Origin of the sequence: Pseudomonas sp. IT-P218, assembly GCF_949767605.1 — a bacterium.
Lineage (GTDB): Bacteria > Pseudomonadota > Gammaproteobacteria > Pseudomonadales > Pseudomonadaceae > Aquipseudomonas > Aquipseudomonas putida_AE.
The window spans coordinates 119,972-136,536 of the sequence record NZ_CATKQQ010000033.1; the positions used below are offsets into that span (position 1 = coordinate 119,972).

Below are 16,565 nucleotides of genomic sequence, written 5' to 3' on the forward strand. Positions count from 1 at the left end.
AAGAGGAGAGAAATCATGATTAATGGCATTCAAACATTACTGTATGGCGTAGACGATGTCGAACTTTGCACACGCTACTTCGTAGACTTCGGCTTGCCCCTTATTGAGTCAAACGAACACTTTTCCCATTTTCAAATGGATGAGGGTTCAAACGTCATTATTCGTTCAATCAACGATCCGCTAATTCCCAAAAGCAGCGTGAATGGCACTGGCGTACAGGAAGTGATCTGGGGCGTTGATACACAACACAACCTGGACCGCTTGGTTCAAGAACTAAGCGTTGACCGTGAAGTGCGTGTGGACGAGGACGGTACCGCTCACTGTTTCACCGATGACGGTCTGGCCATCGGTCTGCGCGTCTTCACAAAACGCCCTGTGGAGTCGGCACCGAGCCCAATTAATTCTCCGGGCAACGTCAATCGCATTAATCAGCACAGGAAGTGGATTACCAAGGCGCGGCCTAAATCCATTCAGCACGTCGTGTTTCAATCGCCTAATGTCGAAGCTTCGTGGGAGTTCTACCGCGATCGTTTGCACTTTCGCGTAACCGACATCCAGGCGGGTTTCGGCATTTTTGGCCGTGCCCCCGGCGCACGCGATCATCACAACATTTACTTCCTCAGCGCCAATTTGCCCTTTAAGGGCCCAGAGGTGTGGGGTATGGATGGACTCTTGCGTTTCGATCACGCCAACTTCGGCGTCGATGATGTGGATGAAATCATGGTCGGCTCCAACCATATGCAACGCCAGGGCTGGCCAAAATCCCATTGGGGCCTGGGCCGTCATCGCATTGCATCCTCGCTGTTCATGTATCTGCCATGCCCTACCGGCGGCCAGGCCGAATACGGCGCCGACTCCGACCACCTCGACGACAGCTGGGTACCGCGCATCTGGAATCCCATGTTTGGTGCATTCAGCTTCATCACCAATATGCAGCCGTTCATGGCGGATGCGGCGCCGTGGGAATACGTCTACGCACCTGGCTATACGCCAGACAGCAAGGGCGTGAGCGGGCTCGGCGCCTACACAGGCGAAGCGATCTCCTTCAAAGCCCCCTGAAGCGGCTGTCAGACCGATGCCTCGTCCGCTTGCGGGCGAGGCATCCCTGACGTTCCCCCTCGTCGAGCCTGTTAACAGGCGACCACCGGCACACGTAACAAGGGAGTTGGCCGTGCATAACACTCAGCAGTTCGCCTGTCGCATCGGCAATTTTTCAGTGGCCGGGTGCGCCCCCTTTCCAGCTCTGATGGTGGGTGAGCACGCGATACCCGTCTCGGCGCTGCACCGACATGCACAAGCGCTGAACCTTCAGCTTTTCGGCACCCACTCTATTGCGGCGCTGATTGAAGCCTGGCAATTCAATCAATACACACTGATTCAGTTGGCCAAACAGATCGAGCAGCTTGGCTGGACCGGCCCCACGCTGCCACCCGAAGCCGTGGTCATGCACTCCCCCGTCTCGCCTCGCCAAGTGTTTTGCACGATCGGCAACTATCGCTCGCAGCTCACCGAAGCGTTTCACGACAAGGCGCCTGCCGGCACCCCAGCTGCGCAGACAGACGCGGAGGCAAAGGCCTTCATCGAACAGCGGCTTAAGGGTGAGCCCTATATCTGCGCCAAGCTGCCTTCGGCGCTAACAGGGCCAATGTCGACGTTTTCGATTGCCCCACACACCACCATGGCCGACTGGGAAGTGGAGCTGGGGGTGGTGATCAGCAAGCCCGCTCGCCATGTCAGCGTACGTGATGCCATGGAATACGTGGCCGGCTTCACCGTGGTCAACGACATCACATTCCGCGACCGGGTATTTCGCGCCGACCCTCCAGGCTTTGGCACCGACTGGCTGCAGGCCAAGGACGCCCCCGGCTGCCTGCCCACCGGCCCGTATCTGATTCCCGCGGCTTGCGTTGCCTACCCAGGGCAACTGCACCTCTCGCTGCGCCTCAACGGCGAGACCATGCAGAGCGCATCGACCAGCGACATGCTCTTCAGTGTGTGCGAGCAGATCGCCTATCTCTCTAGCAGAGTCCAGCTCCTGGCTGGCGATCTGATTTGTACCGGCTCACCCGCAGGCTTCGGCGCGCATTACGGCCGTTTTATCAGCCCCGGCGACGAGCTTGAGGCAAGTATCAGCGGGTTCGGCAGCCAGCACATCACATGCACATAACCCGACCGTGCAATAAACGGAAAATGAAATGAACAGCACCCGCACACGTACCGTTTTACTCACTGACTTTGCCTGGCCTGATGATTCGATTGAGCGCGGCATTATCGAAAGCGCTGGCTTCAAGCTGGTCAGTGGCCCTGCCAACCCGGCCTCGCCCGACGTCATCGAAGCCATGGTGCGCGAGCACCAACCAGAAGCCATTCTGACCTGCTGGGCCCAGGTTTCCGCCGCGGCTATAGAGGCGGCGGCGAACCTGAAAATTGTCGCGCGTCTGGGCGTTGGTCTGGACAACATCGCGGTCGACCAGGCAACCCGCGGTGGCATCTGGGTCACCAACGTGCCCGACTACTGCGTTGAGGAAGTCTCCGATCATGCGGTTGGGCTGGCACTAGCCTGGACCCGTGGCCTGGTCAGTTTCGACCGTGACGTGCAGCAAGGTAACTGGAACCCGGCCGGCGCAGCGTTGCGCCGGCTCGGCAACCTGACGGTCGGCATCGTCGGGTTCGGGCGTATAGGGCGCCGCACCGCGCAAAAGCTGCAGGCATTCAACGCGCGGCTCCTGGCGTTTGACCCCTACCCCGTCAACGACGCTGGCGTAACGTTTGTTGTGCTCGACGAGCTGATGCGCCAGGCCGACATCGTCATCGTCCATGCGCCGCTAACGCCCACCACCCATCACCTGATCGATCAGACGAGACTCGATCAGCTCAAGCCTGGCAGCTTTCTCATCAATGTCAGTCGCGGAGGCGTGGTCGATACCGACGCGGTCATACGCGCCCTGCAGAGCGGGCAACTCAGCGGCGCCGGCCTGGATGTACTCGAACAGGAACCCCAAGTGCCTGCAGAGCTGCTGCAGCACCCTGGGGTAATCATCACCCCGCATGTAGCCTTTTCATCTGACGCCTCGCTGGTGGAATTGCGCCAGCGTGCCAGTGAGGAAGTCGTTCGGGTGCTGCTGGGTGAACAACCACAGCAAGCTCGCAACACGCCTTAAACAATAAAAATTATCAGGATGCCCACATGGCCAACCCAACCATTTCTTCCGTTCATGCTCGCCAGATCCTCGACTCCCGAGGGCGCCCAACCGTTGAAGTCGACGTGCTGCTCAGCGACGGCAGCCTGGGCCGCGCCGCCGTGCCTTCCGGAGCCTCGACCGGCGCTGCGGAAGCGCATGAACTGCGCGACGGCGACGCCAATTACTACGAGGGCCGCGGCGTGCTGAACGCCGTAGCGCATGTCAATGGTGAAATAAGCCAAGCCCTGGCCGGCAAGCCTGCCTTCGAACAAAACGCCATCGATGCGCTGCTGCTCAATCTTGATGGCACTGCGCAACTCAAGCGCCTCGGTGCCAATGCCATCTTGGGCTGCTCGCTCGCCGTGTGCCGCGCCAGTGCGGTGAGCGCGCGCCAGCCCCTGTACCAGCGCATCGCTGAACTGGCAGGCATCACGACGCTCAGCATGCCGATGCCCATGGTCAATATTCTCAGCGGTGGTTTGCATGCCGGGCGCGGCATGGATGTGCAGGATTTTCTCGCCATTCCGGCCAGCGCCACGTCCATCGAGGAAGCCATCCACAACGTAGCGCGCATGCGCAGCGCAGCAACCCGAGTCATGGAGCGTCGCGGCCTGACCACCTTGCTGGCCGACGAAGGCGGGCTGTCTCCCGGTTTGAAAACAGGCCGCGAAGCACTTGAACTGATGGTCGCAGCCGCCGAAGAGGCAGACCTGGAACCCGGCAAGGATATGGTTATCGCCATCGACGTGGCGGCAAGCTCGCTCAAGGGTCCGAACGGCAGCTATCGCTTCGCCAAAGAAGGCCGAGACCTGCACAGCGATCAGGTGATCGAGATGCTCGACGGCTGGGTACGCGACTTTCCTATCGCCTCAATCGAGGACGGTCTGGACGAGGAAGACTGGCAAGGCTGGACCAAACTCACTGCGTTGCTCGGCAACCAGGTTCGCCTGATCGGGGACGATTTGTTCAGCACCAACCTCGCCCGCGTGCAACGTGGCATTAGCAGCTCAGTCGCCAATGGCGTGTTGGTGAAGGTCAATCAGAACGGCACACTCAGCGGCACCCTTGAGGTTATCGCTCTGGCCCGCCGCAACGGCTACGCCCCTGTGGTGTCGGCGCGCTCCGGTGAGACTGAGGACGACTTTATCGCCGACCTCGCCGTCGGCACGGCGGCGGGGCAAATCAAGATTGGCTCGGTACGCTGCTCGGACCGGTTGTCCAAATACAACCAGCTGTTACGCATCGAAGAACAAAGCCGCGCCGCATTTGCCGGTATGTCAGCCATTCGTATCGGTGGATGAGGACGCAGCCATGACCGATCAATTTGCCGCTCCATCAGAGCTCCGTGAGTTTCTTGTTCGCAGCAATCTTTTGTCTGCCACGCAGGCCAGCACCTGGACTCCGCTCACCGGTGGCGTCTCGTCGGACATCTGGAAAGTTGAAACGCCTGAACGAGTGTTGTGCATCAAACGAGCGCTGGCCAAGCTGAGAGTAGCCGCCGACTGGGAGGCCCCTGTGTCGCGCAATGCGGCTGAATGGGAGTGGCTTAAATACGCAGCTGCGCAGGTGCCCCAAGCGGTGCCCAAGCCATTGGCTCACGACCCTGACGCAGGCTTGTTCGCCATGGAATTTTTAGCGGAAGACCAGCATCCGGTATGGAAGCAGCAATTGCTGGATGGGCAAATTGAGCCGTCGGTGGCACGGGAACTAGGTGCCGTCATCGGGCGATTGCATCACACCAGTCGCCACTCGGCAGATCTGGCTCAGCGCTTTGCAACTGACGAAACCTTCGAGGCATTGCGCCTGGATGGCTACCTCAAGGCCACCGCCATACGCCATCCACAATTGGCCAGCCGGTTACTGGCGCTGGCCGAACGCACCGGTTCGACGCATACCGCGCTGATTCATGGTGATGTGAGCCCGAAGAACATACTCGTAGGCCCCAATGGCCCGGTGCTTCTGGACGCCGAATGTGCGTGGTACGGCGACCCCGCATTCGACGTTGCCTTTTTGCTTAATCACCTGCTGCTCAAGTGTTTGGTAAACCCGCATCTGACTGAGGGGTACCTTCACAGTTACCGGCAATTTGCCCTGGCCTACTTCGACGCCACGACGCCTGAAGACCGTTCGGCAATTGAAGCGCGGGCAGCAACACTTCTAACGGCGCTGCTGCTGGCCCGCGTGGACGGGAAGTCGCCAGTGGAATACCTTCGCACCGAAGCACCCAAGGCGCTCATTCGTGCCTTCGCCACGCGGCTTATTCTGAACCCGAGTTTTGAACTGACCGATATTGCCGAGCAATGGCAAAGTGTAATCGCTAGCGCCCCAACACTTGCACCACAACAATAAAAAGGTGAATAGCATGACAAATAGCAAAGCCCGCAAGGTACTGATCGTCGGCGGTGGCATCGGCGGGCTGACTGCCGCCATTGCCCTGCGCCAAGTAGGAATAGAAGTCGATCTGGTAGAGCTGAAAGCCGAATGGAGCGTCTATGGCGTCGGCATCATTCAGCAAGGCAACGTGGTTCGCGAGATGGCGCGCCTGGGCATTGCTGATCAATGTCTGAGCCATGGTTATTCATTCGACCAGGTGCGTATTTGCAATGCCCAGGGGCATCCACTGACCGTCATTCCAGGCAAGCGCCTGGCGGGCGATGCGTTTCCGGCCAACATGGCGCTCCCGCGTATAGACCTGCATAACATTCTGCTGGATAAGGCGAGTCGCCTGGGCGCGCAAATCGAACTGGGCGTTACGGTCGAGAGCTTCGAGCAGAAGTCTGACAGCGTCTCCGTCTGCCTGACCACCGGGCGCGTCGGCGACTATGACCTGCTGATTGGCGCCGATGGCATTTATTCCAAAATCCGCGCCCTGCTGTTGGGTGACCAGTTCAAACCGGCATTCACCGGCCAGGGCGGCTGGCGCTGCAACATGCCGCGTTTTCCGGAAATCGACTGCCTGACGGTTTTTCGCGGCGAACGCGGTGGCCAGGCCGGCTTCTGCCCGCTCAAAGACAACCTCATGTACATGCTGCAAACCACGGCAGAGCCGGGCAACCCATGGTTCGACCCAAACGAGCTGCACACCTTGTTCAAAGAGCGCCTGGCTGAATTTGAAGGCCCTATCGGCCGTGCGCGCGATGAGTTTTTGACCGATCCTGCGCAGGTCATCTACAAGCCCTTTGAAACCATTTTCATGGAGCAGTGGCATGCGGGGCGCGTACTGCTGATTGGCGATGCGGTGCATGCCACCACGCCGCACCTCGGTCAGGGCGCCGGCATGGCCATCGAGGATGCAGTGGTGATTGCCGAGGAGCTGCAAGCCCACCCGGTGGATAAAGCGCTGGAGCACTTCATGACGCGCCGCTTCGAGCGCTGCAAATTTATTGTTGAGACCTCCCGACAGATCGGCGTTTGGGAGATGGACCGAAGCCTGCCGGCAGATTTCGACGGCGCCGTGCGGCGCATGCTCGAAGTCACGGCCCAACCGATTTAAGCGGAGAAAACGTATGAGCGAACACCACCCCACTACGCAAGAGCAGGTCATCCTTGACCTGGAGCGCGCGCGATGCGCGGCGCTGGGCAATGGCGATCTAGTGGCGCTCGGCCAGTTGCTGTCCCGCGACCTTGTGCATGTTCATACCCGAGGCAATAGCGATGGCTACGAAAGCTACCTGGAGTACATGCGCTCGTTCCTGCAAGTGCTGAAGGTTGAAAGGGGCGACTTGCGCGTGCGGGTCTACGGCGACACGGCGGTGATGACCGGCACTCAAGTCAATACCGCGCGCCTGCGCAATGGGGACCCGCAGGTGATGCGGATCGAATCCAAAGCCATGCAGGTCTGGGCCAAAGAGGTAGACGGCCATTGGCGCCAGGTTGCCTTCCAGGCAACGCCGGTTGGCGTGCCGACGGCCGTCAACTAGCCGCACCGGGCTGCCGCACCGGGCTATGGGAACGGCGGAGCTCGTCAGAGTTTCGCCGCTTCCTCAACCAGCACCTTGCGCAACCACATCAACGCAGGAGAGCTGTCGCGGTGCTTATGCCATTGCACCATCTGATTCAATGGCGGGATTTTCATGGGTGCGTTCAATACGCGCACCGGAAGGTACTGCGCAGCCAAGTGGGCCAGCCGCCGATGAACAGTGGCGATCCGTTGCGTGCCTACCACCAGCACTGGTGGAGCGATCAGACTGGTACAGATCAATTCCACGCGCCGATTGACCCCGTGCTGCTCAAGAAACCACCCATCAAAAGCGGCTACCCGGTTGGGTCCAAACTCCACGGAAATATGCCCGGCCTCGAGATACTCTTCGAACAGCAGCGTCTCGCCAATGGTTGTATTGCCGGTCCACACCAGGCAGTCATAATTTTCTTCATACAACTTTTCGCAGGGGTGGCTGGCTGACGCTACCTGCTCAGGCAGTACCAGCAAATCGAGTTCGCCACGCTCCAATGCCTCAACCGCTCGGTCATGTTGCGATTGCACGTGCAGGCGAATATTCGGGGCTTCACGTGCCAAGCGTTGGGTCAGCGCTGGCATCAACAGGATCAAGGTCAACTCGGACACCATAATCCGATAGGTATGGTCATCCGTTGCGGGATCAAAGGTAGGCCGGTTAACAATCTGCGATTCGATGCTCAGCAGTACCTCACGCACGGGTTGTGCAATCGACTCGGCTAGCGGCGTCAACTCCAGGCTGCGGCCTACCTGAATCAACAGCTCATCATCAAAATAAGCACGCAATCGGCTTAACGCACCGCTCATTCCTGACTGCGTCAGAAACACGGCTTCGGCCGCTCGACTGATGCTTCGGTGCGCCAGCAGGGCATCGAGCGCGACAAGAAGATTCAAATCCAGACTTTTAAAACGCATTCAGCCTCCTGTTAGCACGGGTCCAATGCCCGTGCGTTTTTATTGGCTATCTTACACATACAACGTGTGAACCATGACAGGAGTCCTGGCCGAACCCACGCCTGTATAAAAAAGCTCAGCGCGGCTTCTGGTAATAGCCGACGGCGACCAGGTAGTTGCCGCTTTTGCGTACCAGCGCATATTTTTCTTCCACCTTCGAGGTCACCGGGTTTTTCCAGCGGTAGTGATAACTGGCGCTCGACTGGTTAGCCATCATCTGCAGAATAGGTTTGCCCACTGCGCGGCCGTCCGGGTCTTTGATGGTGGCGAAATCCACGCCAATCAATCGCGAGTTGTAACCATGGGCGACGTAACGGTGCGTGCTCTGGTCGACCACGAACAGATAGAGATCATCCTGCCGGAAGCTCGCCGAAAGACTGTTGATAGCTGCAATCGTGGCGGCCGGATCTTCATCAAGCTTTGTTACGGCGTGGTCTAACAGGGCCTGCGCCTGTAGCTTGTTTGCACGAGGAAGGTATTGGCCCACTGCTAGAATGCGCTCGCCCACACGCTGGTAATAGACCTGCTTGAGCTCCACCTTGCCATCAAGGGCGTTCATCCAACGGTACTCGGCTTTTTCGACCGCACCCTCAGGTGTGTTGAGCGCACTGGCAAACGCCTTCTGCAACTCTGGCTCCAACGCCTTGGAAACATTGCGCCCAATCAACACTGCAGACGTACCGCCGCTGGCCAACATGGTGCCGTGGGTATCAACCACAAACACGTAGCGCTCGCCGTCGATAAATTCACCCTGGCGACTGAACGCCGCAAAGGCTGCATCACCCTGAACCCGGTAATAATCCACGGCACTCTGCAGCAGCCGCTTGGCCTGTACGGCGTCGGCACCTGCTTCCTGGGCATGTGCCATCAGGCTCAAGGCCTGTAATACGAACAGGCCGTAACCCACCACTCTCGTTATGCGCATCCTGACTACTCCGTAACTTCAACCGAATGACCCTGTTTGTACGAGACGCTACTCGCATGCCCGCCGCGCTGATTACTTATACCGCCGAGGCTTGCCTTCAAGACCCCGGGAAGACGACGCCGACCTCGTGGGCATACCTGAGCCAAGCTTGCTTCAGACGCTCTACGGTTTGCGGCTGAGCTTGCGCAAGATCGTTTATCTCGCCCCGGTCCACGCTCAGATCGAATAGCTGCCAGACCGGTTTCTGGGCTGCTTGCCCCAGGCCCACCTGCGGCCGCATGCCGAGTAGCTTGAGATTGCCCTCTCGGTAATAGGCGTTACCAAACAACTCCCCCGCCAGGCTGTTGCGCACGGACGCCTTGCCTATTCCTGTCAGCATCGGCAGCATCGATCGGCCGGTGATGGGGTGTTTGTCGGGGGCCTGCGGAGTAGCAATACCGGCCACTTCCAGGAAAGTAGGCGCCAGATCGTCGACACGCGCGACCCCACGTTCCACTCGATTTTCAAGGGCTCTGTGCGGGAGGCTTTTCGGTAACTTGACGATTGCCGGCACGCTGATGCCGCCCTCGGCGGTCGTGCCTTTGAACAAGCGAAATGGCGCGGCACTGACTTCTGCCCAACGCAAGCCGTAATCGATTTGCGAGCCTGGTTTACCCAGGTTGGCGTAGCTGTTGTCGGTGCGCGGGCCGGGCGGGTAGAACGCCGTGTGGTTCTCGCCGGCGGCGCCGTTATCGGAGATGAACACGATCAGCGTGTTGTCGTACTGCCCGCTCTCTCGCAGGTAGGCCACCAGCCGGCCAATATTGTGGTCCAGGTTGTCGACCATCGCGGCGTAGATTTCCATCTTCCTCGCTTCAACCTTGCGTTGCGCGGGCGTTAACTGCTGCCACCCGGGCAATTGCTGACTGACCGGCAATGGCAGGGCCGGGATTTGCTCCGCGGCGATCAAGCCAAGAGCTTTCATCCGTCCGATGCGCGCAACACGCACGCTGTCATAGCCTTGGTCGAATCGGCCCCGGTATTTGTCCAGGTATTCTTGCGGTGCCTGCAACGGCCAATGCGGCGAGGTGTACGCTGCGTAGGCGAAAAAGGGTTGCTGGTCGGTATTGCTACGCCGCAAGTAGCTCAGCAGCTTGTCGGTATAGAAGTCCGTCGAGTAGAAATCATCTGGTACCTGCACCGCCTTGCCGTTTTCACGGTAGTGCACTTGTTCGATCCTGGCCGGATCGACACTGGCCGGCTTGAAGTGTGTGGCACCACCTTCAAGCAAACTAAACGACTGCGCGAAACCTCGCGCATCAGGCCCTTGCCCGATCTCAAGCCCCAAATGCCACTTGCCCACCATCAGGGTGCGGTAACCACCGACTTGCAGAAGTTCGGCAATTGAATATGACTGCTGGTTGAGATAACCCTCGTAACCAGGTTTGCCCCGTTGAAACGGCTGCAACGCTTCGGCCATGGTGCCTAAGCCAACGAGGTGATTGTCGGTGCCAGACATCAGCATCGAGCGCGTAACCGAGCAGGTTGGCGTCGCGTACATATTGGTCATTTGCACGCCTTGCCTGGCCAAGTCGTCCAGGCTGGGCGTGTGGATATCGCCACCGTAGCTGCCCAAGTCGGAAAACCCCAGATCGTCCGCCACGATCAGCAGGATGTTGGGTCGGGGTTTATCGGTTGCAGCCAGCACAGCATTGCTGGGAAGCGCCAACGCAACCATTAGCAGAATGGGGAAAACAGGAAAAGCAGGAAAAGCAGGAAAAGCAGGCATAGGTTTTCTCTTATTATTTGTCGGCTTAAGAAAATGCGCGCTCACTCATCAAAAATTGCAACCGCACGTACAAACCCCGCCGAGGCGTGTTTGATCTTGTAGGGGAAACACGACACCAGAAAGCCATAGGCAGGCAGGACCTCAAGATTGGCCAGCTTTTCCATTTGCCCGTAGCCGATATCGCGGCCCGCCTTATGCCCTTCCCAGATGATTGAAGCATCGCCGCTGGCGGCAAATCGCTCGCGGGTGTACTTGAACGGCGCATCCCAGCTCCAGGCGTCGGTGCCCACCACTCGGACGCCGTGTTCCAGCAGCCACAAGGTCGCTTCGCGGCCAATGCCAACGCCGGCGTCGAGATAGCCCGGCTGGCCGAAAATGGCCCCGGCGCGGGTGTTGACCAACACGATATCCAGTGGCTGCAGGTCGTAGCCGATCCGCTCGAACTCCGCCGCCATTTCAGCGCCGGTTACCACGTGGCCGTCGGGCAAGTGGCGAAAGTCGACCTTCACACCCGGCCGCAGGCACCAATCCAATGGCAGTTCATCAATGCCCCACGCCGGCTTGCCGCCGTCGGTGGTTGAGGCGTAGTGCCAAGGTGCATCCATGTGGGTGCCACTGTGGGTTGTGATTTCCAGTCGTTCCGCCGCCCAGGACTCATTACCGGGCAGCTGGCTCATTTCGAGACCGGGAAACATCGCCGCCATCTCTGGCCAGCCTTGCTGGTGGTCCATGTAATCAATCTTGGGCAGCAACGGCGGCGGGTCGGTGTACGGGTTGTTTTCCAAGGTGACGGACAGGTCGACAAAACGCTTGTTCATGGTTGCAACACTCCTACCGATTTGGCTGCCCGCCGGCTGGCTACCACCGAGCTGAGGACATTACGCAGCAGTCCGGACGGACCGCCGTCATGGCGAAATCCCAGCGCTCGCGCCAGAGTGGTTTTAATTGGCGGGAATTCTCCCAACAGATGTTCAAGTGCGGGGTCGGGTGCGTAGCTCACCAACTCACGCCGCTCGTGGCCGTAGCGGGTTACCAGCGCGGTCACGATATCTTCCACGGAGAGATGCAGCACTGGCAGTTGCCATACCCGGTCCCGCCCGGTAGTGCTGGTATCCAGTTGCGCGGCATGCAGCAGGTTGTCGACGCAGCACACCGCAGACATCCACCACGATGTGATGTGGGGGGAAACCGGGCAGCGATACGGTTGGTTGCTGGCCACCGCGTGCATCAGTTCACCCATGAACCCCGAGCGCAGGCCGCCAGCTTCCTGCGCACGCGCCACGATCGTGGGCAGCCGCACCACGCGCCCATCCAGTTCGCCACGGCGTGACAAGTCGCAGATCGCGGTTTCCACCATCAGCTTGTGCGCGCCATAGGACGTAACCGGCCTGGGCCGCTCCAGTTCCCCCATGCGGCTGGGCAACGCCCCCCCATAAACTGCGACGCTGCTGGCGTAGACCAGCACAGCCGGGCGCGGCAACAGACGCAATTGATCGAGCAATTCCAGGCTGGCCTTCAGGTTTACCTGGTTACCCAGCGCATAATTGCCCTCGGCCTCCACACAGGGCACGCCGGCCAGGTGAAACACCACATCGACGCCGTCCGCCAACGAACGGCGGAACAGGGCCGCCTCGGTAACGGTGCCAGCGTAGAAACGCAAACGTGGATCGGCGGGCAGATCATTTAGCGCCTGATCCAGCAATAACAGCCGGGAGATAGGCCTGCCGTTCAATTGGCCGAGAGCCAGCAACCGCTGCACCAACGCTCGGCCTACCAGTCCGTTTGCCCCTGTGACCATCACACGCATGCCGCTCTCCTATTGCTCGGCCTGAGCCTGCACTACACGTTGATCGATGGCGGAAAAAATCGACTGGCCCTCGGCGTCCACCACGTCCATGCGCACGCGATCGCCAAAGCGCATAAACCCGGTGCGCGATTCGCCGTGAGCAATCATTTCGATTGCCCGACGCTCGGAGATACACGCCGAACCGACGCTGCGGTCGTGATTGGAAACCGTGCCCGAGCCGATCAGCGTGCCCGCGCCGAGACGGCGCGTGAGCGCGGCATGGGCGACCAATTCGAAGAAGCTGAAATGCATCGCACCGCCGTGCGGGTGACCAAACCACTCCCCGTTCCACTGCACCTGCAAAGGCAGATGCACCCGCCCCTCGTGCCAGGCGGTACCCAGCTCATCGGGGGTCACGGCCACGGCAGCGAAGCTTGAAGACGGTTTGGCGTGCAGAAAGCCAAAACCGGTTTTCATTTCCCGTGGCGCCAACGCACGCAGGCTCACATCGTTGAGTTGCAGCACCAGCTTCACGTGGCTGGCAGCCTGGGCTGCGGTGCAACCTAGGGGCACGTCATCCACGAGTACGGCGAACTCACCCTCGAAATCCATGCCGTGCGCTTCACTTGGCAGTGCAATGTCATCGCGCCCTCCGAGAAAATCGTCACCGGCACCCTGGTACATCAGCGGCGTGTGTTCCATCCCTTCAATCGGGTCGAGGTTGAAAGCCGTCTGCATCAGCTCGCCGTGACTGAGAAACGCCGACCCGTCGCACCACTGATACGCACGCGGCAAAGGGGCGGCGGCCTGCACAGGATCAAACGCAAACGCGCCATCGGCCTGGCCATTGTTCAGTTGGGCGTAACGCGCCTGCAACCGGGGTTCAACCTGGCTCCAGTTTTCCATCGCGTGTTGCAAGGTGGCAGCGATGTCGCTGACATCCAAAGCCTGTTGCAGATCGCGCGACACCAGCACCAGACGGCCGTCGCGGTTCGTAGATTTGAGGCTGGCTAACTTCATGAACGCGCTCTCCAGAGAGTTATGCGAGGCGGCACGCCTGCGCGAAAGTCAGGCGCGGGCCAACCGGGCGTAACGCGGTGTGATCGCCATAGCCGAGGCTGCAGAGAAAGTTGCTTTTCCAGCGGCCGTCGGCAAAAAACGTCGCGTCCACCAGCGCGTTATCGAAGCCGGACATAGGTCCACAATCGAGCCCCAGGGCCCGCGCCGCCAACATCAGATAAGCGCCCTGCAGGCTGCCGTTGCGCAGGGCCGCTACATACGCCGCCTGCGGGTTGTCGCGGTAGGGCGCACCGGCGTCGTAGGCCGGAAACAGCTCGGGCAGGTACCGATAAAACTCGCTGTCGAACGCCACAATGACGGTGACCGGCGCGCGCAACATCTTCTCTCCGTTATGCCCCTTCAGGGCTGGCAACAACTGCTGCTTGCCCGCATCTGAGCGCACGAAAACGAAGCGCGCCGGGCAGCAGTTATTGCTGGTAGGGCCTTGCTTGAGGGTGTCATAAAGATGGCTAAGCAATGCGTCGGGCACCGATTGATCGAGCCAGGCGTTGTGCGAACGGGCACGTATAAACAGCTGGTCGAGGGCTTCAGCAGAGAGCAGTTGGGTCATGACAGATACCTTAAAGATCGAGAATCAGACGAGCGCTTTTGGCTCTGGAGCAACAAGGTGTGAATTGGTCGTTGCGGGCGTGTTCCGCTTCGGTCATAAACATGTCGCGATGGTCTGGAACACCTTCGAGGACACGCGTGATGCAGGTGCCGCAAATGCCCTGCTCGCAAGAAAGCGGGATATCCACTCCCGCATCCAGCAGCACCTCGGCAACACTGCGATCGGCAGGCACTTGCAAACACCGCCCGGAACTGGCGAGCTGGACTTCAAAGCTTGCGCTGTCGGCAGCGCCGGCCTGCGCAACGGCAAAGTACTCACGGTGCAATTGCGCGTCCTGCCAACCCTGCTCGCGGGCTGTTCCTAACACGTGTTCCATAAAACCGGTGGGCCCGCAAACGTATACGTGGTGGGTGGGATTCGCGTCGGCCAATACCTGTGCGGTATTCAGTCGCTGAGCCGCTTCGCCATCATCCATATGAAGGTGCACCGAGGCGGCAAAACCCGATTCCCGCAGGCGCTCGACGAATGCCATGCCAGCGGCACTGCGCCCGCAATAGTGCAACTCAAAGGCCTTGCCAGCATTGGCCAGACGCTCGGCCATACACAGAATCGGTGTGATGCCGATGCCGCCGGCAAACAGGAGGCTGTAAGCCGCTTCATGTTCCAGCGGGAACAGATTGCGCGGTTCGCTGATACGCAACTGGGTACCTTCGGACACGGCCTCATGCATGCACAGGGACCCGCCGCGGGAATTGGGGTCCAGCAGCACGCCAATCTGATAGCGATGGCGCTCATCCGGGTGATTGCACAGCGAATACTGGCGCACCAGGCCGTTGGGCAGGTGCACGTCGATATGCGAGCCTGCGCTGAAGGACGGCATGACGGACTCGCCAATCGCCGTCAATTCAAAACTGTAAATGCCCTGCGCTTCGCGCTGTTTGCGGGTTACTAGTACATCAATCATTTTTCATCCTTGGATCCCTCGCCCAGCAGCCCTCGCTGGCACATTCTGATTGCCATCATGCGTCGGGCCTGACGAATAAAATCGCTCGTTTAGTGAATGTGATCAGCCAGCGGCAGGACCCGGCGCGAGTGCACGCTCAAACACCCCAACGCCACTAGCAATTGCAACGCGCCTACCAGCATCAGGGCTCTAGAAAGCTCGCTGGAGTCTCCACGGGTAACGGCGAGAACCACCAGCGGGCTTAAAAACTCCCCCGCAAAAATAGCGGCGGTAAATCCGCCGCTGGCACGTCCGCGATGGTGGAAGTCAACCAATGACATTGCCCAGGTGATCAAGGTAGGCAGCATCAAGCCGATGCCCAAACCGTTGATCAGGACAGCCACGATCACCATGGAATGGTTTTGCGCGAACGCCATAAGCAAATCACCGATGGCAGCCATCGCGAAGGCGAGGAACAGCAACCGGGTTGGCGAATGGGTACCCAGCAGGCGGAAGCTCAAGGCACCCGCCAATACCCCGAGCTGGCTGGCGCCCATGGTTATGCCAATTTGCTGAGGCGCATTAACGTGCAGCAGGTTAAGCAGGTAACCCACTTGTACCGGCACAATAAAGAGACTGGCCCCCGCGAGCAGAGTCAGGCCATAAATCGGCAGCAGTGCGCGCCAGGGAAAGCGCACGGCCGCTGTTACGCTCTCATCTCTCGCTCGTTGCCGGGGCTCCCATAGAAGCACCGCCATCAATGGCAGAAACAACAGCCCGACGGTGTACAGCGCAAAGGGCGTGCGCCAACCGCTCTCGCCGAGCATGCCGCCAACTCCCATGAACACAGCGGCAGAGAGTGATGTAGAAACCATTTGCAGGGCGAACAGGCGCTCCCGCTTTGCCCCGTCGAAGTAGTCACCCACGAGCGTAGTGCAGCAGGTCATAATCGCAGCTTCGGCGAGACCGATCCCTGCCCGGCTGATAACAATAGCTTCAAGTGACTCAAGCCACAGCGGCATTACTCCACACAGCGTGTAGATAAACATGCCGCTCAGCAATAACACCTTGCGGCCAATGCGATCAGCGATCACCCCTGCGAAGGGCGCCAGTAACGCGATCACCAGCGCCGGAAGCGTCAATGCCACCGGTACCAGAATCGCCACGCCAGGTGTGGATGAAAAATGCTCCTGCATGCGTGGCAATACGGGTGCCAGAAGCACCGCACCGAGCACGGGTAAACAACTGCCGATTAGTAGCAGTAACGACTGAGGCAAGCCGGCTTTTCGTTCAGCAATCATGATCGAGGTCCACCGCAATGCTGCACATGACAGCCCCGTAGCTCGCCAGACCTGCAATCAGCTCACGCCACAACAGCCGCCCAACGTCGGCCAGGTACACGTTCATTTCGATCATCACGCA

At 59.5% G+C, this 16,565-nt stretch carries 17 protein-coding genes; 7 read left to right on the top strand and 10 right to left on the bottom strand.

All coding sequences use genetic code 11. From position 1 onward, the window contains the following. Positions 1-15: 15 nt before the first annotated feature. The 7 genes from ACM6I6_RS18210 (at position 16) to ACM6I6_RS18240 (ending at position 7,102) form a co-directional block, all read left to right on the top strand. On the top strand, positions 16-1,059 hold the full coding sequence (locus ACM6I6_RS18210; RefSeq protein ID WP_414920379.1) for a glyoxalase: 1,044 nt from the start codon (positions 16-18) through the stop codon (positions 1,057-1,059). Between the two features lie 112 nt (positions 1,060-1,171). Then, positions 1,172-2,167, top strand: a complete 996-nt coding sequence (locus tag ACM6I6_RS18215; RefSeq protein WP_414920380.1) for a fumarylacetoacetate hydrolase family protein — start codon at positions 1,172-1,174, stop codon at positions 2,165-2,167. 28 nt (positions 2,168-2,195) lie between these two features. Beyond that, the gene (locus ACM6I6_RS18220) at positions 2,196-3,161 is read left to right on the top strand and encodes a C-terminal binding protein (protein WP_414920381.1); all 966 of its coding nucleotides are present in this window, start codon (positions 2,196-2,198) and stop codon (positions 3,159-3,161) included. 26 nt (positions 3,162-3,187) lie between these two features. After that, positions 3,188-4,483 carry a phosphopyruvate hydratase gene (eno, locus tag ACM6I6_RS18225; protein ID WP_414920382.1) on the top strand — a complete coding sequence of 432 codons (1,296 nt, stop codon included), beginning with the start codon at positions 3,188-3,190 and terminating at the stop codon, positions 4,481-4,483. 10 nt (positions 4,484-4,493) lie between these two features. Next, positions 4,494-5,531, top strand: a complete 1,038-nt coding sequence (locus tag ACM6I6_RS18230) for a phosphotransferase family protein (protein ID WP_414920383.1) — start codon at positions 4,494-4,496, stop codon at positions 5,529-5,531. Between the two features lie 13 nt (positions 5,532-5,544). Beyond that, positions 5,545-6,675: an FAD-dependent oxidoreductase gene (locus tag ACM6I6_RS18235; protein ID WP_414920384.1), complete on the top strand. Its 1,131-nt coding sequence runs from the start codon at positions 5,545-5,547 to the stop codon at positions 6,673-6,675. A 13-nt stretch (positions 6,676-6,688) separates the two neighbouring features. Then, the gene (locus tag ACM6I6_RS18240) at positions 6,689-7,102 is read left to right on the top strand and encodes a YybH family protein (protein WP_414920385.1); all 414 of its coding nucleotides are present in this window, start codon (positions 6,689-6,691) and stop codon (positions 7,100-7,102) included. A 44-nt stretch (positions 7,103-7,146) separates the two neighbouring features. Here the strand turns inward: ACM6I6_RS18240 and ACM6I6_RS18245 are convergent, their stop codons facing one another. The 10 genes from ACM6I6_RS18245 to ACM6I6_RS18290 all read right to left on the bottom strand — a co-directional run bounded on the left by ACM6I6_RS18245 (position 7,147) and on the right by ACM6I6_RS18290 (position 16,559). After that, positions 7,147-8,052: a LysR family transcriptional regulator gene (locus ACM6I6_RS18245; RefSeq protein WP_414920386.1), complete on the bottom strand. Its 906-nt coding sequence runs from the start codon at positions 8,050-8,052 to the stop codon at positions 7,147-7,149. A 115-nt stretch (positions 8,053-8,167) separates the two neighbouring features. Next, complete coding sequence (locus ACM6I6_RS18250) at positions 8,168-8,959, bottom strand: cache domain-containing protein (protein WP_414920594.1); 792 nt, start codon at positions 8,957-8,959, stop codon at positions 8,168-8,170. 154 nt (positions 8,960-9,113) lie between these two features. Beyond that, entirely contained in the window at positions 9,114-10,784 is a 1,671-nt protein-coding gene (locus tag ACM6I6_RS18255; protein ID WP_414920387.1) for an arylsulfatase, read from the bottom strand. A gap of 41 nt (positions 10,785-10,825) precedes the next feature. Next, a complete protein-coding gene (locus ACM6I6_RS18260; protein WP_414920388.1) occupies positions 10,826-11,602 on the bottom strand; it encodes a cyclase family protein in 777 nt (258 codons plus the stop codon). Beyond that, the gene (locus tag ACM6I6_RS18265; RefSeq protein ID WP_414920389.1) at positions 11,599-12,591 is read right to left on the bottom strand and encodes an NAD-dependent epimerase/dehydratase family protein; all 993 of its coding nucleotides are present in this window, start codon (positions 12,589-12,591) and stop codon (positions 11,599-11,601) included. The genes ACM6I6_RS18260 and ACM6I6_RS18265 overlap by 4 nt, the downstream gene beginning before the upstream one ends. A 9-nt stretch (positions 12,592-12,600) precedes the next feature. Continuing rightward, a complete protein-coding gene (locus ACM6I6_RS18270; RefSeq protein WP_414920390.1) occupies positions 12,601-13,590 on the bottom strand; it encodes a fumarylacetoacetate hydrolase family protein in 990 nt (329 codons plus the stop codon). 19 nt (positions 13,591-13,609) lie between these two features. Further along, positions 13,610-14,200 (bottom strand): malonic semialdehyde reductase, encoded by a 591-nt coding sequence (locus tag ACM6I6_RS18275; RefSeq protein WP_414920391.1) that lies wholly within the window; start codon positions 14,198-14,200, stop codon positions 13,610-13,612. Positions 14,201-14,210: 10 nt separating this feature from the next. Continuing rightward, a complete protein-coding gene (locus ACM6I6_RS18280) occupies positions 14,211-15,164 on the bottom strand; it encodes a PDR/VanB family oxidoreductase (RefSeq protein ID WP_414920392.1) in 954 nt (317 codons plus the stop codon). 89 nt (positions 15,165-15,253) lie between these two features. Beyond that, positions 15,254-16,444 (bottom strand): MFS transporter, encoded by a 1,191-nt coding sequence (locus ACM6I6_RS18285; protein WP_414920393.1) that lies wholly within the window; start codon positions 16,442-16,444, stop codon positions 15,254-15,256. Then, positions 16,434-16,559, bottom strand: a complete 126-nt coding sequence (locus ACM6I6_RS18290; protein WP_414920394.1) for a hypothetical protein — start codon at positions 16,557-16,559, stop codon at positions 16,434-16,436. The genes ACM6I6_RS18285 and ACM6I6_RS18290 overlap by 11 nt, the downstream gene beginning before the upstream one ends. Between the last annotated feature and the right edge of the window lie 6 nt (positions 16,560-16,565).

Excerpts from the sequence above, each read along its gene's own strand:
- ACM6I6_RS18210 (WP_414920379.1), top strand. The coding sequence starts at position 16 with ATGATTAATGGCATTCAAACATTACTGTATGGCGTAGACGATGTCGAA.
- ACM6I6_RS18220 (WP_414920381.1), top strand. The coding sequence starts at position 2,196 with ATGAACAGCACCCGCACACGTACCGTTTTACTCACTGACTTTGCCTGG.
- eno (WP_414920382.1), top strand. The coding sequence starts at position 3,188 with ATGGCCAACCCAACCATTTCTTCCGTTCATGCTCGCCAGATCCTCGAC.
- ACM6I6_RS18230 (WP_414920383.1), top strand. The coding sequence starts at position 4,494 with ATGACCGATCAATTTGCCGCTCCATCAGAGCTCCGTGAGTTTCTTGTT.
- ACM6I6_RS18235 (WP_414920384.1), top strand. The coding sequence starts at position 5,545 with ATGACAAATAGCAAAGCCCGCAAGGTACTGATCGTCGGCGGTGGCATC.
- ACM6I6_RS18240 (WP_414920385.1), top strand. The coding sequence starts at position 6,689 with ATGAGCGAACACCACCCCACTACGCAAGAGCAGGTCATCCTTGACCTG.
- ACM6I6_RS18245 (WP_414920386.1), bottom strand. The coding sequence starts at position 8,052 with ATGCGTTTTAAAAGTCTGGATTTGAATCTTCTTGTCGCGCTCGATGCC.
- ACM6I6_RS18250 (WP_414920594.1), bottom strand. The coding sequence starts at position 8,959 with ATGGCACATGCCCAGGAAGCAGGTGCCGACGCCGTACAGGCCAAGCGG.
- ACM6I6_RS18255 (WP_414920387.1), bottom strand. The coding sequence starts at position 10,784 with ATGCCTGCTTTTCCTGCTTTTCCTGCTTTTCCTGTTTTCCCCATTCTG.
- ACM6I6_RS18260 (WP_414920388.1), bottom strand. The coding sequence starts at position 11,602 with ATGAACAAGCGTTTTGTCGACCTGTCCGTCACCTTGGAAAACAACCCG.
- ACM6I6_RS18265 (WP_414920389.1), bottom strand. The coding sequence starts at position 12,591 with ATGCGTGTGATGGTCACAGGGGCAAACGGACTGGTAGGCCGAGCGTTG.
- ACM6I6_RS18270 (WP_414920390.1), bottom strand. The coding sequence starts at position 13,590 with ATGAAGTTAGCCAGCCTCAAATCTACGAACCGCGACGGCCGTCTGGTG.
- ACM6I6_RS18275 (WP_414920391.1), bottom strand. The coding sequence starts at position 14,200 with ATGACCCAACTGCTCTCTGCTGAAGCCCTCGACCAGCTGTTTATACGT.
- ACM6I6_RS18280 (WP_414920392.1), bottom strand. The coding sequence starts at position 15,164 with ATGATTGATGTACTAGTAACCCGCAAACAGCGCGAAGCGCAGGGCATT.
- ACM6I6_RS18285 (WP_414920393.1), bottom strand. The coding sequence starts at position 16,444 with ATGATTGCTGAACGAAAAGCCGGCTTGCCTCAGTCGTTACTGCTACTA.
- ACM6I6_RS18290 (WP_414920394.1), bottom strand. The coding sequence starts at position 16,559 with ATGATCGAAATGAACGTGTACCTGGCCGACGTTGGGCGGCTGTTGTGG.